Here is a 15,981-nt window from a genome sequence, read left to right on the forward strand (position 1 = left end):
CGGCCCGTACAGGCGCGCGCGGCACGTTGCGTGTCTACGGCATCCGGATTTCAGTTCCGGTAGCAGGACAATCCGTGTTTGCGGGCCGGGATTAGCGGCCGGTTTACCACGCCGCAACGCCGGTCAGCGCGGGCCGAGCAGCCGGTCATACTGCGCCTTCACGGTGGCGTAGCATTCGCACGCCGTCTGGCGCAGGCCGTCCAGGTTGAGGATCTGGATGTGTCCGCGGCTGTAGTGAATGAAATTCGCCTGCTGCAAGGTATTGGCGACCAGCGACACGCTGTTCCGCCGAGCGCCGATCATCTGCGCCATCGCCTCCTGGGTCAGCAGCAGCCGGTAGTCGCCGGAGAGGTCATGGGTGTGCAACAGGCAGCGCGACAGCCGCGCCTCCACCGGATGGGCGGCGTTGCATCCCGCGGTCTGCTGCACCTGCGCGTAGACCGCCAGCCCATGACGCGTGAGCAGCGTCCGCAGGGTGCCGCTCTGGTCGGCCGCGACACGCAGCCGATCGAGGTCCATCATCGAGGCAGAGCCGGGAACCAGCACGATGGCCGTGTTCAGCGCGCAGGCATCCCCCATGGTCGAGAGCGTTCCGAGCAGGCTGTCGCGGCCGATCATGGCGACTTGCACGTGCTCGCCCCTGGCGAGCTCCACCACCAGCGAGATGACGCCGCGATGAGGAAAGTAGGCGCGCTTGAGCGTTTCGCCGGTCTCGACCAGCACCGCGTCATGCGGCAGATCGCCCGTACGCAGGTGCGGGCGGATCAATTCATAATCGTCTGCCGACAGCGCGGACAGGAAGCCGTTGGAGGAACGCACCATCGTTTCCAAAGTCGCCTCCCGTCTCCCGGACCAGCGTGCCGTAGCACGCGAAACTGCTTGCCGCCCGGGCAAGTTCCATCATGTTCCCGCCGGGATATAATGGCAATTGGGACAAGTTGTCCGATTGGAGTCAGCGCCGCTGCACGTGGCCTCGCCAAGACAGATTCCCTGACCATTTCCACGGTATCGAGCTGGCAACCCAGCAGGTCCAGATCGGCCGGCTGGAGCATCGGTTCGGGGGTGTCGCGGTCATGGTTGCTCCGATCCGTTTCGAAGTGATCCGCGCCACGTCTGGTTCGTCATCTGGTTGCGCGGCAGTAAACCTTATTATAAAGGTTGTGTCACTCTGCGTATACCCGTTGGGGGGCAGACAAGCTGGCCCATTTGCGGCGGAAATGAGAATGGCACGCTGATTCGCTCATGAGCCTGCGCGCCAGCCCTGCGAGGGTTGCGCAGGTAAAAGCGGCAAGGGGGCCTTCATGGGCCGGAAGCATTGCATCGCGCCGCGTCCATCGTCTTCCCCGCTCCGCCAACGACCTTCGCGACCGTCCATGTCTCGAGCAAGGGAGAAAGGCGTGCCCCACCGTTCGGTCATTGAATCGCCGAAACAGGAAGCTCAAACGGGGACAGAAGGTCTGCGCCATATTCTCGTCGTCGACGACGACCCGATGGTCTGCATGGCCATCGAGGTCTATCTCCAGCGTAACGATTTTCGGGTGACGATCGCCGAAGGAGGGGAAGCCGGACTTCGCGCGCTCGAACACGAGCAGTTCGATCTGATGATCATCGATATCTTCATGCCGCACATGCGCGGGTTCGAATCGGTTCGGATTTTTCACGAGCGGGCGCCGGCCGTTCCGCTGATTGCGATGTCCGGCTACGCGTTCGCAAATCTGAATTCGCCAGCTCCTGATTTCCTCCGGATGGCGCTGGAGCTCGGTGCGGCGCGCTGTCTGCGCAAGCCGTTCACGCCGCACGCGCTGCTCGCCGCCATCACCGATTGCCTGGCGGAACACCGTCCGCACGGCGACCTCGCCTCGGCCGCGCGCCTGGGTTAGCGCGGCACTGACCGCAGTGGACGCCGGTAACGGTTCGTTTACCGCAGATGCGGGTCTTGCGTATCCCGGCAAAGCACCAAGCGAAAGCGGCGAGACCGCCCCGGACTGCAGGCGGCTCGATCAATTGCGCGAAGACCGCGCATATCGTCCTTCACGAGCAGGGCTTTCCCGCGCGCCTGGTCCCGCTGTTATCGGCACGTTCACCTCACGCGTCTCGCCGTTGCGGCGTGGTGCCGGTTTTGCCGAAAAACGCTGTCGCATGCGGTCGAACGGCAAACTTGTCTTCAATATCCGTATTAGCACGGAGGATGAAATTAACGGGACCGTGAAAGGGGATGTCTAACGATCCAAGGCAGGGACTTCCGTTCATGCCAAGCGCGGCTCGGGCGTCCAGGTCCAGATCCAGGTCAGTAAGGCGTAGCTCATGGATGATCTGTTGCGGGAGTTTTTGACGGAAACCAGCGAGAGCCTGGACACCGTGGACAATCAGCTGGTGAAGTTCGAGCAGGAGCCGAACAACGCCAAGATCCTGGATAACATCTTCCGCCTGGTCCACACCATCAAGGGCACCTGCGGCTTCCTCGGATTGCCGCGCCTGGAAGCGCTGGCGCATGCCGGCGAGACGCTGATGGGCAAATTCCGTGACGGCATGCCGGTGACCGGGCAGGCGGTGACGGTGATCCTGTCCTCGATCGACCGCATCAAGGAAATTCTGGCCGGGCTGGAGGCGACCGAGGCCGAGCCCGAGGGTACCGACCGCGACCTCATCGACAAGCTGGAAGCGATGGTCGAGCAGGGCATGGCGGCCATGGCGGCCGGCGCCGTGGCTGCTCCCGTGGCCGAAGCGCCGCCGCTGGTGCCGGACGCGCCGGCTGCGGTGGAAGCCGCGCCGTCCTCCGGCGTGCTGGCCGACCCGAGCCTGGAGCGTCCGCTGCGTCCGGGCGAAGTCTCGCTCGACGAGCTCGAGCGCGCCTTCCGCGAGACCGCGATCGAAGTCCCGGTCCCCGTTGCCAAGGCTGAAGTCAAGGCCGAGCCCCAGCCTGCCGCTGAAGCCCCGGTGCCTGTTGCCAAGGACGCTGCCAAGGAGACCAAGGCGCCCAAGGACAAGGCCGCGCCGAAGAAGTCGATCGCCGACGAGGGCGCCGGCGAGGGAGCCAGCATCGCCAACCAGTCGATCCGCGTCAACGTGGATACGCTGGAGCATCTGATGACCATGGTCTCCGAGCTGGTCTTGACCCGCAACCAGCTGTTGGAGATCTCCCGCCGCAACGAGGACACCGAGTTCAAGGTGCCGTTGCAGCGGCTGTCCAACGTCACCGCCGAGCTGCAGGAAGGCGTCATGAAGACGCGCATGCAGCCGATCGGCAATGCCTGGCAGAAGCTGCCCCGCATCGTTCGCGACCTCTCGAGCGAACTCGGCAAGCAGATCGAGCTGGAGATGCACGGCGCCGACACCGAACTCGACCGCCAGGTGCTCGACCTGATCAAGGACCCGCTCACCCACATGGTGCGCAACTCCGCCGACCATGGCCTGGAGACCCCCGCCGAGCGTCTCGCCGGCGGCAAGGGCGAGCAGGGCACCATCCGCCTGTCCGCCTATCACGAGGGCGGCCACATCATCATCTGCATCGCCGACAACGGCCGTGGCCTGAACACCGACAGGATCAAGGCCAAGGCGATCTCCTCAGGGTTGGTCACTGAGGCCGAGCTCGAGAAGATGAGCGAAGCCCAGATCCACAAGTTCATCTTCGCGCCGGGCTTCTCCACCGCGGCCGCCATCACCTCGGTGTCGGGGCGTGGCGTCGGCATGGACGTGGTGCGCACCAATATCGACCAGATCGGCGGCACCATCGACATCAAGTCGGTCGCCGGTGAAGGTTCCTCCGTCACCATCAAGATCCCGCTGACGCTCGCCATCGTCTCCGCGCTGATCGTGGAAGCCGCCGGCGACCGCTTTGCGATCCCGCAGCTCTCCGTGGTCGAGCTGGTGCGGGCCCGCGCCAATTCGGAGCACCGCATCGAGCGCATCAAGGACACCGCGGTGCTCAGGCTGCGCAACAAGCTGCTGCCGCTGATCCACCTCAAGAAGCTCTTGAAGATCGACGACGGCGCCGTCTCCGATCCCGAGAACGGCTTCATCGTGGTGACGCAGGTCGGCAGCCAGACCTTCGGCATCGTCGTCGACGGCGTGTTCCACACCGAAGAAATCGTGGTCAAGCCGATGTCGACGAAACTGCGTCACATCGACATGTTCTCGGGCAATACCATCCTGGGCGACGGCGCGGTCATCATGATCATCGACCCCAACGGCATTGCCAAGGCGCTCGGCGCCGCCGGCTCCTCGGCCCATGACATGAACAACGAGAACGGGACGCACAGCATTGGAAGCGGCGAGCAGACCACCTCGTTGCTGGTGTTCCGCGCCGGCTCGTCCCAGCCCAAGGCGGTCCCGCTCGGGCTCGTCACGCGCCTCGAAGAGCTGCCGGCCGACAAGATCGAGTTCTCGAACGGCCGCTACATGGTGCAGTACCGCGAGCAGCTGATGCCGCTCGTCGCCATGGAGAGCGTCACCATCGCGAGCCAGGGCGCCCAGCCGATCCTGGTGTTCTCCGACGACGGCCGCTCCATGGGCCTCGTCGTCGACGAGATCATCGACATCGTCGAGGAACGGCTCAACATCGAGGTCGGCGGATCCTCCTCCGGCATTCTCGGCTCGGCCGTGATCAAGGGCCAGGCCACCGAAGTGATCGACGTCGGCCACTTCCTGCCGATGGCGTTCTCCGACTGGTTCACCCGCAAGGAGATGAAGCCGTCGCTGCATTCGCAATCGGTGCTGCTGGTCGACGATTCGGCGTTCTTCCGCAACATGCTGGCCCCGGTGCTCAAGGCGGCCGGCTACCGCGTCCGTACCGCGCCGACCGCGCAGGAGGGCCTGGCTGCGCTGCGCGCGCAGAGCTTCGACGTGGTCCTGACCGACATCGAGATGCCCGACATGAACGGGTTCGAGTTTGCCGAGACCATCCGCTCCGATAGCAATCTGGGTGCGATGCCGATCATCGGGCTCTCCGCGCTGGTGTCGCCGGCGGCGATCGAGCGCGGCCGTCAAGCCGGCTTCCACGACTATGTCGCCAAGTTCGACCGTCCCGGTCTGATCGCGGCGCTGAAGGAACAGACCGCGGGCGCCGCCGGTGCCTCCGAGCTGAGCCGCGCAGCCGCCTAAACCCAGCGGGATGGATCAGGAGATACGCACATGACCAAGAAGACCCAGTCCGGCGAAGGCGCCATGGTCGAATACGTCACCGCGATGATCGGCGGCCAGCTGTTCGGTCTGCCGATCTCCCGCGTCCAGGACGTGTTCATGCCCGAGCGCGTCACCCGCGTGCCGCTGTCCTCGCGCGAGATCGCGGGCGTGCTGAACCTGCGCGGCCGCATCGTCACCGTGGTCGACATGCGCGCCCGGCTCGGCCTGCCCAAGCCCGAGGACGGCAAGATCCCGATGGCGGTCGGCGTCGACCTGCGCGGTGAATCCTATGGCCTCCTGATCGACCAGATCGGCGAAGTGCTGCGGCTTGCCGAGGACGGCATGGAAGAAAACCCCGTCAATCTCGACCCCCGCATGGCCAAGCTCGCCGGCGGTGTCCACCGTCTCGACGGCCAGCTCATGGTCGTCCTCGATGTCGACCGCGTCCTCGAGCTCAAGACCGAAGTGCAATTGGCTGCGTGAGCCCCAAAAACATCGAAGCCGGAGAACCAAGATGAAGACGTGTTTGGTGGTCGATGATTCCAGCGTCGTGCGCAAGATCGCACGCCGGATCCTAGAAGGCCTGGAATTCGAAGTCACGGAGGCCGAGGACGGTTCCAAGGCGCTCGAGGTCTGTCAGCACAAGCTGCCCGACGCTGTGCTGCTGGACTGGAACATGCCGGTAATGGACGGCTTCGAGTTCATGGGCCACATGCGCCGCCTGCCGGGCGGCGACCAGCCCAAGGTCGTGTTCTGCACCACTGAAAACAACGTGGCTCATATCGCTCAGGCGCTCAGCGGCGGCGCCAACGAGTACATCATGAAGCCCTTCGACAAAGACATCATCGCCGACAAATTCGCTGAAGTCGGATTGATTCCGGTCGGACAAGCCATGGTCTGAGTGTCTGGCGGAGTGTTCCGGCCAGAGTGTTCCCAGTACAGCTTCCGAGAGGCCTATCCGTGACCCCGACCGAGTATGAGTATCTGCGTAAGTTCCTGAGGGATCATTCCGGGCTCGATCTGTCCGCAGACAAGCAATATCTGATTGAAAGCCGGCTGTTGCCTTTGGCGCGCAAGGCCGGCATCTCCGGCATCGGCGAGCTCGTGCAGAAGCTGCAAGGCGCTGGCTCGGGCGCGCTCGTCACCAGCGTGGTCGAGGCGATGACCACCAACGAGACCTTCTTCTTTCGCGACAAGGTCCCGTTCGATCATTTCCGCGACACCATCATGCCGGAGATCATCAAGGCTCGCGCCGGCCGCCGCAGCGTGCGCATCTGGTGCGCCGCCGGCTCGACCGGGCAGGAGCCCTATTCGCTGGCGATGAGCCTGAAGGAGATGGGTGCGGCCCTGACCGGCTGGCGCGTCGAGATCATCGCGACCGACCTGTCGCAGGAGGTGCTCGAGAAGGCCAAGGCCGGCATCTACAGCCAGTTCGAAGTGCAGCGCGGCCTGCCGATCCAGATGCTGATGAAATATTTCAAGCAGACCGGCGAGACCTGGCAGATCAACCCCGAGCTCCGGGCGATGATCCAGCACCGGCAACTCAATCTGCTGCACGATTTCGCTCAGCTCGGCACCTTCGACGTCATCTTCTGCCGCAACGTGTTGATCTATTTCGACCAGGACACCAAGATCAGCATCTTCAACCGGCTGGCTCGTCAGATCGAGGGAGACGGCTTCCTGGTGCTGGGCGCGGCCGAAACGGTGGTCGGGCTGACCGACACGTTCAGGCCGATTCCGGAGAAGCGCGGTCTCTACAAGCCGAACGACCCGCGCGCTGCGGCCGCCAAACCGGCTCTTGCCGGCGCAGCACCGCGCGTAGCGGTCATGGCGGGACGATAGGCATGGCCGAGGATGGCAAGGGCGCGGAACGCGTGACGTTCAGTCGCGGCTATGATGTCTGCATCATGGCCATCGACGGCACTTGGCGCCGCGACTGCAAGCTCAACGCGATCTCCGACACCGACGCCGTCCTGACGGTGGAAGGCTCGATTCAAGGCTTGAACCTGAAAGAGTTCTTCCTGCTGCTGTCGTCCACCGGCCTTGCCTACCGCCGCTGCGAACTGGTGCGCGTCAACGGCGTCGAAATGGACATCCAATTCCTGCGTGGCAAGAACCGGAAGAAGCGGGCCGTCGGTGGCCGTGACGAGGCGGCGTGATCTTCACCTGGTCTCGTCGCCGTTTTCCGCGACGTTGGTTCACATTTGCTGAAACAACCGACTGAATTTGCCGTCGCGGCTTTACGTCGCCTAAGCGCGAGCCGTGTATGCATTGCCGGTCTCAATCTCAGGATACCGCAATGCCCAGAAGCTCTTTCTCACCTCTCCCGTCAAACCTGCCCGACGGCGCCGAGCGGCGCGCACTTCAGCTTCTGGTGGTCGACGACGACGCCACGCAGCGCAGCCTGATCACGGTCGCGGCCAAGCAGGCCGGCCACGAAGTCACCGTGGCGCCGTCCGTGGCCGAAGCGATCGAGAAACTCCGCACTGCGCGCTTCGACTGCGTGACACTCGATCTCGTGCTGGAGGATGGCGACGGCATCGACGTGCTGGGTGAGATGGCGAAGGCGAAATTTGGCGGCGCCGTGATCGTCGTCAGCGGCATGGATGGCAAGCGCCGCAGCGCCGCCCGCAGCTTCGCCCGTTCCGTCGGAATCGAGCTCCAGAGCCTGCCCAAGCCGCTGGATCTCGCCGCGTTGCGCATCAGCCTCGCCAATCTCAGCAAGACCGCAATGGGCCTGCCGGCGATCCACACCTGGGGTGGTGTCGCCACCGACGCGATCGTGGAGCGACACCGCGCCTGAGCCGCGGGCCTGCCATGCAGTGAAATGCGGTCGTCGCGCCGCAGCAGCCGCGATCTATACCGTGCTGCCGGTTTCCGACAGGCAATTAACGGCGTGGCCAAGAAGGCCCGCTCGGCAGGCGTCGAGAGCGGCGATCGCCATGGCATACCGGGGTGTGACGTCGTCGAGCACGAAAACGTCGGCGGAACCTTCCGGATCGCTGCCGTGTTCTTGATCCATGGCTGTGGCGGTCCGGCGCGTGCTGGTCTCGATCTGCGAGATCAGCATGCGAAGGTCAGCCGCAATCAGCTCACGGCTCTCGACTTTGGGAATTGCGGCGAGAGGCGGCGTAGCGGCCCAATTTAGCATGGATATTCTCCGTCCTCTGCAATTAGGCGCCTTGCCGCTACTTGTGCGTTAAGTCCATGTCCCGTACTAATACGGTGGGCCGAATCCGCGCCGAACGCCATAACGGTTGGGGCGGACGCGAGTCCTTCATGCCAACCGGATGTGTGGCACATGGCCGAACAAAGCTCTCGCGGTGAAATCTTCGTGGTCGACGACGACGCTGCCGTTCGCGACACCTTGTCGATGGTGTTGAAGGCGGCGGGCTATGAGGTGATCTGTTTTGCGGACGGCGCAGCATTGCTCTCCGTCGCGCGAAGCCGCACACCTGCAGCGGTCCTGCTCGACGTGCACATTCCCGGCAAGTCGGGCCTCGACATTCTCAATGAGCTGCACGGGGAAGACTATCCGGCACCGATCTTCATGATCTCTGGACAGGGCGATATCGCGATGGCGGTGGGGGCCATCAAGAGCGGCGCGCTCGACTTCATCGAGAAGCCGTTCCGCGGCAGCGAGATCGTCGGCCGGCTCGACGAGGCGATCGGTGCCTATGCACGCAGGCAGTCGGAGAACGCGGCGCCGAAGTTCGGCTCGCTGCACTTCCCCGGGCGCGAGCCGTTGACGCGCAGGGAGCGCGAGGTGCTCGAGCAGTTCGCCGCCGGCGCCTCCAACAAGGAGGCCGGCCGCACGCTCGGCATCAGCCCGCGCACCATCGAGGACCACCGCGCCAACATCATGAAGAAGCTCGGCGCGCGCAACGCCGCCGATTTGATCCGCATCGTGATGACCGCGGCCCAGCGCGCGTCGTAAATTCCGTGGGTGACATTACGTAGCCCGGACGAGCGAAGCGACATCCGGGACTTGGCTCGTAGTGTTCCCGGGTATCGCTTCGCTCACCCGGGCTACGGGTTCTCAACCGGCCCGACGCGCTATCAACTGGCCAGTGCCTTGCGGATGGCCCGCGCCAGATCCGATTTGCGATAGGGCTTCGCCAGCAGCAGAACGCCCGAATCCAGCCGGCCGTGATGGATGATTGCGTTCTCGGTATAGCCGGACGTGTAGAGCACCCTGAGATCGGGGCGCGTTCTCTGCAGTTCGTCGGCGAGCTGACGTCCGTTCATCTTGCCGGGCATGATGACGTCGGTGAACAGGAGGTCGAACGGCTTTCCGGCGGCGACGATTGCGAGCGCCTCCGCGGCGTTCGCAGCCTGCAATGTGATGTAACCGAGCGAATGTAGCTGCGCCAGCACGTAGTCGCGCACCAGCCGGTCGTCCTCGACCACAAGGATCGTCTCGTGTCCGCCCTCAATGCTCGCCGGCGTCACGCTGTCGCCGACCAACGTCGGCGTCTTGCCGGGCGGCAGATACATCTTGATCGTGGTGCCGTGGTCTTCCTCGCTGTAGATCTTGATGTGGCCCGCGGACTGCTTGATGAAGCCGTAGACCATCGAAAGCCCGAGTCCGGTGCCCTTGCCCGGTCCCTTCGAGGTGAAGAAGGGGTCGAACACCCTGGCCAGCATGTTGGCGGGAATTCCGCTCCCGGTGTCGCTCACGGCGATCATCACGTAGTGGCCCGGCGGGACGTCGTTGACGCTGGCATAGACCTCGTCGAGATAGGCCGCACCCGTCTCCACGATCAGCTTGCCGCCACCGGGCATGGCATCGCGGGCATTGAGCGCGAGGTTGAGGATCGCGGTGGTGAGCTGGCTGGGATCGACGATCGCGACGCAGTTCTCGTCCTCGAACACCGATTCGATATGGATCTGCTCGCCCAACGTCGGCCGCAACAGTTTCGCGGTGTCGATGATCAGTGCGTTGACGTCGATCTCGCGCGGCTGCAGCGGCTGCTTGCGCGCAAACGCCAGCAGATGCTGCGTCAGCTCGGCGCCACGCCCGGCGGCCTCGTCGATCATCTTCGTGATCGCGGCGAGCTCCGGCTCATTGGCCACCGCGTCGGCCAGGATCTCGATCGTCCCGGTGATGACGGTGAGGATGTTGTTGAAGTCGTGCGCCACGCCGCCGGTGAGCTGGCCGACCGCCTCCATTTTCTCTGCCTGGCGGATGCGCTCGTCGGCCGCGATCTTGTCGGTCAAGTCGCGGTAGAACGAATTGAAGAGAACGCCTTCGCGTCTCCGGAGCGCCGTGACGCTGAGCTCGGCCCTGAATTCCTTGCCGTCGCGCCGCCGCACCAAAAGTTCGCGCCGTGGATTGGCTAGCGATTGTTGCTCGGATTCGAGAAAGAGCCTCAGTCTGGCCCTGACGCTTTCGCGCTCACTGGGGGCGACGAAAAGCTCAATCGCATTCTTGCCGATTGCCTCCTCACGCGTCCATCCGAAGAGCTTCTCGGCCTGCGAGTTCCAGCTCAGGATGGCACCGGTGTGGTCTGTCTGGGTGAAAGCGTCGAGCGAGGTCTCGATGATGTTGCGCGCAAGCTGCTCGCTCTCCCGCAAGGACTCCTGTGCAAGCCTCGCCTCCGTCATGTCGCGCCCGACGAAGAAGAAGCGCTTGGCCTGGGCGGACCAGCTGGCGAGCCAGGACAGCCAGACTTCGTGACCATTCTTGTGGAAGCAGCGGGTGTCGGCGAGCCTCGGACGTTCGCCGCGCCGCAGCGCGCGCATCTCGTCGCGCGACCGGTCGAGATGGTCCGGATGAATGAAATCGGCGCCGCTGCGGCCGATCATCTGCTCCGGCGGGTAGCCGAGAATGGCCTCGCTGCTCGGACTGATCTGCGCGATGTAGCCGCGCGCATCCATCACCATGATCAGATCCTGCGAGGTGTCGAAAAGTTGCCGCCGTTCCTCGAGCTGCTGCTGTAGCGCCCGCTCGTCCCGCCGCGCCTCGGTCAGGCTGCGCGCGGTGCCGGAGGCGCCGATGATCTCGCCCGACGGGCCCTTGATCGGCGACAAGCTGAGTGAGATTTCGACCGGCGCGCCATCCTTGCGCAGGCGCACCGTCTCGAAGCGTTCGATCGCTTCACCTCGGGCGAGCCGCTGCAAATAGTCCTTGCCTTGCTCGCGTCGGTCGGGCGGGACGATGATCGAGGTGGATTTCCCGATCGCCTCATCCGCCGAATAGCCGTAGAGGCGTTCGGCGGCGGCATTCCAGCCGGTGATGACGGCGTCGAGCGATTGCATCACGATCGCGTCGTCGGAGGATTCGACGGCGGCGCTGAACAAGCGCTCGCGCGCTTCATGATGGCTTCGTGCGGCCTCGGTGCGGCGGTGCTCCTCGATCTCGCGTTCGAGAGCGGCCGTCTTCGCTCTCGTCTCCTCGACCATTTGGGCGAATGCCCTCGCCAGCACGCCTGTCTCTCCGCTTGCATCGACGGGAATATCGGCGCGCCGTCCGCTGCCGATCGCCTCCACCGCCGCGGTCAAACGCCCGATCGGCCGCGTCAATGAGCGCGCCAGCAGCACCGCAAGCAAGGCTGCGGCAAGGACGGCAAGCAGCCCCACCAGCGAGGAGGTTTTTTGAATGGCCGCCGGAACGCGGCTGAACACGGATGCGGGGGCCGTCTCGATGATAGCCAACCACTCCTTGCCGGCCAGCAGTGCCGGTGCAATCGCCGCTCCGCTCGGCCGGCCAGACCGGTCGCTCGTAAGCTGCGTGGATCCTTGCGGCTGGCCGGCCCGGGCTGCAAAGAAAGGAAAGTCCCGGCGCCAATCGTTGGCGTTGCCATGCAACGTACCGAATTCCCGCGCGCGATCCGGATGGACCAGATAGTCGCCACGCGAATTCACGACATAGATGTCTCCTCCTGCGCTCGCGGTCGAACGAACGCGGTCGAGCGCGGGACGCATGTCGATATTGGCGATGATGATGCCGAACGGCTTGCTATCAGGCGTGAACAGCGGCGTCGCGACGCGCAACGTCGGAATGTGAGGGTCCGTGGTTCCTCCCTGCCGGGTGGCGAGATCGATGGGCGAAACATAGATGTCGCCCGGCGCCAGTCGAATCGTCTCCTGGAAGTAGGTTCGTTCGCTCTTGCGCTCGAGTTCGCCGTTGGGAACAATCCGTGCTGCTCCGTTCGGGCCGGCGCGATCGACGCGGACCAGTTCGCGCTGGTCGTCGTCAAGGCCGATGATTCGAAATTGCCCGTAGCTCGGTTTTGCGTCGATCTCGGCTGCGAACCGCGTTGCGATACGCTCGCGCCAGGTTTGCTCCGAAACGCCGTCGACTGCATCGATGCCTCCACCGATATGGGCGCGGATCAGGCCATTGATGGCAGCGGCGGAGCGATAACCGAGCAGATCGCCACGGGCGCCGGCAACGTAGGATTCAAGATGGGTGGCCAGCAGGCTCGACTGGGCTTCAATCCGTTCCAGGACCCGCGGAATGACGGCCTGGGTGATATTGCGATAGCCGAGCCAGCCGACTGCGGCCACGGTGACCGCCACCAGCAGGATCATCGCGATTGCGAGCCGCGTAGCGAGTGTCATGGGGAAATGTGCACCGCTTCCTGAATGGCCGTGCCCGGGCTCGGTTGGAACAGAATGAAGGTTCTTGTCATCGGCGGCCGGTGCTGACATCCGGATTCCTCACCGATGCCGTCCGCGCCGCGTTCAGGCAGCCGGCGACCGCGGCGAGCAGCGCGTCGGCCCGGAACGGCTTCTGCAGGCTCGCCACCGCGCCGAGCTTGGTCGCCATCTTGAGGAAGTCCGGCTCCGCATGGGCGTCCGGCGTGAACGAACGGCCGGAAATGACGACGATCGGAATCGCCGGCTGCAGCGCCCGGATGTGGCGCATCGTCTCCAGGCCGTCCATGCCGGGCATGAAGATGTCGAGAAACAGCAGGTCGAACTGGCTGGCCTCGAACAGCGCAAGTCCCTTGCGGCCGTCTCCGGCGACGGTGATGTGATGACCGGCCCTCTCCAGGAGCAGCCGGATTGTCATCTGCACGGCCGGGTCGTCATCCACGATCAGGATGTTGGCCACGTCTGGTATCCTCCCGGGCCGGATGGGGTTTCCCAGCGACCGCAAATCAAACCATCAACTCTGAAATTGTTGCGCGGATTGCATCCGGCCTGCAAGCACTTCGCCGTCGATCTGACGATTGCTCGCGAAAGGCGAATCGGCTGCGTCAACTTATGCACGGTGACGTGCACAAGTGCTCGCGACGACCGCGCGCCATAGGCTTAGTCGGTCAAATATTCCGGATAGTGGCTCCGGATCGTATCGAGCTCGCTCAGCGTGCCCGACAGATGCTTGCGCAGATGCTGTTGCGCAGCATCGGCGTCGCCGGCTTCTATCGCGCGCGTGATCAGCTTGTGGTGGCGCACAATGTTCTGGGCCTTGCCGGGTGAGGGCAGATGCAGCCGACGCAGCCGGTCGATATGTCCGCTGCGGCTGCGCACCAGCGTCCAGAGTTCCTGCTTGCCGGCCGCGGCATAAAGCTGCGCGTGAAAATCATTGTCGCCGGCGATGAAGCTCTCGAAGTCTCCGGCCTTGGCGAATTGCTGCTGCAGCGCGATCGTATGGTCGAGGCGTATGACCAAAGCGTCGTCATGTTGCTCCGCGAGCAGCCGGACGATTTCGAGTTCCAGTGCCTGGCGCAGGAAATGGGCCTGCTCGGCCCGACCGACGTCGACCCGGCTGACGACGGTGGCGTGCTGCGGAAACACGTCGACCAGCCCTTCTTCCTCCAGCCGCATCAAGGCGTCGCGGATCGGCGTCGAGCTGACGCCGAATTGTGCGGCGAGATCCGTGCGCGACAGCGGCGAGCCCGGCGGCAGTTCGAGCGCGAGAATGGCGTTGCGCAGCCGCTCGAACACTTGCGGTGCGGCCTGCCGGGCCCGGTCGAGCCGCGCGCCGGGGCGGGCAGCCGCGCGGGGCGCGGGTTGGGCTGTTTCCATGCGAGGGCTCCGGCCGGCCTTGCCTTCGATACACTAATGCATTAGTGCATCAGCGAGATCGCTCGTCAATGGCGGCCGGAGGAAACGAACAACAATGATCAAGCAATTGCAGTGTGGCCTCACGGCCGTCGCCCTGATCGTCGCCACGGCGCTGGCGGTGTCGCCCGCGAAGGCGCAGCAAAAATCCGAGATCTCGCTGTCGCGCCAGCCCGGCATTTTCTACATGCCGAGCCACATCATGGAAAAGCGCAAGCTGATCGAAAAACACGCAGCTCAGCTCGGGGTCGCCGGTGTCACCACCAAATGGGTCACCTTCTCCGGCGGCGGTGCGCAGACCGATGCGCTGCTCGCGGGCGGCGTCGACATCCTCAACACCGGCACCGGCAATTTGCTGCTGCTGTGGGACCGCACCCGCGGCGGCGTCAAGGGCATCGTCGCGACCTCGGCGCAGCCGATGACGCTGATCAGCCGCGACGCCAACATCAAGTCGATCAGGGATTTCGGCCCCAGCGACAAGATCGCCGTGCCGACGGTGAGAGTTTCGACCCAGGCGATCGTGCTCCAGATCGCCGCCGCGGAGGCCTTTGGTGCCGACCAATGGTCGAAGCTGGACGTCAACACGGTGCAGCTCGGCCATCCCGACGCCTATGCGGCGCTGTCCAATTCCAAGCACGAGGTGCACACCCATTTCTCGATCCCGCCGTTCACCTTCCTCGAGCTGAAGAACGTGCCGGGCGCGCATGTCGTGCTGTCGTCGCCTGACGTGATGGGCGGCCCGCTCAGCCAGGCGCAGTTCTTCACCACCACGAAGTTCGCCGACGCCAACCCGAAAATCATCCAGGCCGTGCGCGATGCGACCAAGGAAGCGCAGGATCTGATCCGCAGCGATACCAGACAGGCGGTCGAGATCTACAAGGAGATCACCGGCGACAAGACCGCGGTGGAAGAGCTGCTCGACCTGCTCAAGGAGCCCGGCATGATGGAGTGGAATCTCGAACCGCAGGGCACGATGAAATTCGCCGCCCATCTGTTCAAGACCGGAACGCTGAAGACCCAGCCCAAGGCCTGGACCGATTACTATCTCCCCGTCGCCCACGACCTGAAGGGCAACTGATGGCGCTGCTCGACGTCAGCTCCGTGACGCTGCGTTACAAGACCTCCAGCGCCGTCGTCACCGCCACGGAAAGGGTCAGCTTCACCGTCGACAGGTCCGATCGCTTCGTGCTGCTCGGGCCGTCCGGCTGCGGCAAGTCGACCCTGCTCAAGGCCGTCGGCGGCTACATGGCGCCGAGCGAGGGCCGCATGACCATCAACGACCGCGAGATCCACGGTCCCGGCGCCGATCGCATGATGATCTTCCAGGAGTTCGACCAGCTGCTGCCCTGGAAGAGCGTGCTGGCCAACGTGATGTTTCCGCTGCTGACCGCCCGAAAATTGTCGCGCAAGGACGCCGAAGCGCGGGCGCGGGCCTATATCGAGAAGGTCGGCCTCACCCGCGTCGTCGATGCCTATCCGCACACGCTCTCCGGCGGCATGAAGCAGCGCGTCGCGATCGCGCGCGGCATGGCGATGGAGCCGGACATCCTGCTGATGGACGAGCCGTTCGCCGCGCTCGACGCGCTGACGCGCCGGACCTGCCAGGACGAGCTGCTCCAGCTCTGGAGCGAGACCAAATTCACCGTGCTGTTCGTGACCCACTCGATTGCGGAAGCGATCCGCATCGGCAATCGCATCCTGCTGCTGTCGCCGCATCCCGGTCGCGTCAAGGCCGAGGTGGTCGACGTCGACAAGGTCTCCAGTGACGATGGCAGTGCCGGCCGGCTGGAGAAGGAGATTCACAATCTCCTGTTCGCCGCCGAAGCAACGGCGCATTGAGGGAGC

At 64.4% G+C, this 15,981-nt stretch carries 15 protein-coding genes; 10 read left to right on the forward strand and 5 right to left on the reverse strand.

Annotation, left to right across the window (positions count from 1 at the left end; genetic code table 11):
* Window positions 1–123: 123 nt before the first annotated feature.
* Window positions 124–822, reverse strand: coding sequence for a Crp/Fnr family transcriptional regulator (locus tag BRA1417_RS0105985; protein ID WP_198034912.1), 699 nt, complete (start codon window positions 820–822; stop codon window positions 124–126).
* A gap of 635 nt (window positions 823–1,457) precedes the next feature.
* On the opposite strand from BRA1417_RS0105985, the gene BRA1417_RS0105990 reads away from it, so the two are divergent.
* From BRA1417_RS0105990 to BRA1417_RS0106020, 7 genes are all read left to right on the forward strand, one after another.
* Window positions 1,458–1,880, forward strand: coding sequence for a response regulator (locus BRA1417_RS0105990; RefSeq protein WP_197031107.1), 423 nt, complete (start codon window positions 1,458–1,460; stop codon window positions 1,878–1,880).
* A gap of 424 nt (window positions 1,881–2,304) precedes the next feature.
* Window positions 2,305–5,100, forward strand: coding sequence for a hybrid sensor histidine kinase/response regulator (locus BRA1417_RS0105995; RefSeq protein WP_027515044.1), 2,796 nt, complete (start codon window positions 2,305–2,307; stop codon window positions 5,098–5,100).
* A 30-nt stretch (window positions 5,101–5,130) separates the two neighbouring features.
* Window positions 5,131–5,604: a chemotaxis protein CheW gene (locus BRA1417_RS0106000; RefSeq protein WP_027515045.1), complete on the forward strand. Its 474-nt coding sequence runs from the start codon at window positions 5,131–5,133 to the stop codon at window positions 5,602–5,604.
* Window positions 5,605–5,635: 31 nt separating this feature from the next.
* Window positions 5,636–6,022: a response regulator gene (locus BRA1417_RS0106005; protein WP_007598955.1), complete on the forward strand. Its 387-nt coding sequence runs from the start codon at window positions 5,636–5,638 to the stop codon at window positions 6,020–6,022.
* A 59-nt stretch (window positions 6,023–6,081) separates the two neighbouring features.
* Entirely contained in the window at window positions 6,082–6,963 is an 882-nt protein-coding gene (locus tag BRA1417_RS0106010; RefSeq protein ID WP_027515046.1) for a protein-glutamate O-methyltransferase CheR, read from the forward strand.
* Between the two features lie 2 nt (window positions 6,964–6,965).
* Window positions 6,966–7,280, forward strand: coding sequence for a hypothetical protein (locus BRA1417_RS0106015; protein WP_027515047.1), 315 nt, complete (start codon window positions 6,966–6,968; stop codon window positions 7,278–7,280).
* A 140-nt stretch (window positions 7,281–7,420) separates the two neighbouring features.
* Window positions 7,421–7,924, forward strand: coding sequence for a response regulator (locus BRA1417_RS0106020; protein ID WP_027515048.1), 504 nt, complete (start codon window positions 7,421–7,423; stop codon window positions 7,922–7,924).
* A 54-nt stretch (window positions 7,925–7,978) separates the two neighbouring features.
* On the opposite strand, the gene BRA1417_RS0106025 is transcribed toward BRA1417_RS0106020, so the two are convergent.
* Complete coding sequence (locus BRA1417_RS0106025) at window positions 7,979–8,272, reverse strand: hypothetical protein (RefSeq protein ID WP_027515049.1); 294 nt, start codon at window positions 8,270–8,272, stop codon at window positions 7,979–7,981.
* Between the two features lie 150 nt (window positions 8,273–8,422).
* Between BRA1417_RS0106025 and BRA1417_RS0106030 the strand changes: the two genes are divergently transcribed.
* Window positions 8,423–9,058 (forward strand): response regulator transcription factor, encoded by a 636-nt coding sequence (locus BRA1417_RS0106030; RefSeq protein ID WP_007604420.1) that lies wholly within the window; start codon window positions 8,423–8,425, stop codon window positions 9,056–9,058.
* Window positions 9,059–9,180: 122 nt separating this feature from the next.
* Here the strand turns inward: BRA1417_RS0106030 and BRA1417_RS0106035 are convergent, their stop codons facing one another.
* The 3 genes from BRA1417_RS0106035 to BRA1417_RS0106045 form a co-directional block, all read right to left on the reverse strand.
* A complete protein-coding gene (locus BRA1417_RS0106035; protein WP_027515050.1) occupies window positions 9,181–12,777 on the reverse strand; it encodes a PAS domain S-box protein in 3,597 nt (1,198 codons plus the stop codon).
* Complete coding sequence (locus BRA1417_RS0106040) at window positions 12,755–13,183, reverse strand: response regulator (protein WP_027515051.1); 429 nt, start codon at window positions 13,181–13,183, stop codon at window positions 12,755–12,757. Before BRA1417_RS0106040 ends, BRA1417_RS0106035 begins: the two co-directional genes overlap by 23 nt.
* 200 nt (window positions 13,184–13,383) lie before the next feature.
* A complete protein-coding gene (locus BRA1417_RS0106045) occupies window positions 13,384–14,100 on the reverse strand; it encodes a GntR family transcriptional regulator (RefSeq protein ID WP_027515052.1) in 717 nt (238 codons plus the stop codon).
* A gap of 94 nt (window positions 14,101–14,194) precedes the next feature.
* Between BRA1417_RS0106045 and BRA1417_RS0106050 the strand changes: the two genes are divergently transcribed.
* A complete protein-coding gene (locus tag BRA1417_RS0106050) occupies window positions 14,195–15,214 on the forward strand; it encodes an ABC transporter substrate-binding protein (protein WP_027515053.1) in 1,020 nt (339 codons plus the stop codon).
* Entirely contained in the window at window positions 15,214–15,975 is a 762-nt protein-coding gene (locus BRA1417_RS0106055) for an ABC transporter ATP-binding protein (RefSeq protein WP_027515054.1), read from the forward strand. The genes BRA1417_RS0106050 and BRA1417_RS0106055 overlap by 1 nt, the downstream gene beginning before the upstream one ends.
* The last annotated feature ends 6 nt before the right edge of the window (window positions 15,976–15,981 follow it).

This window comes from Bradyrhizobium sp. WSM1417, assembly GCF_000515415.1.
Lineage (GTDB): Bacteria > Pseudomonadota > Alphaproteobacteria > Rhizobiales > Xanthobacteraceae > Bradyrhizobium.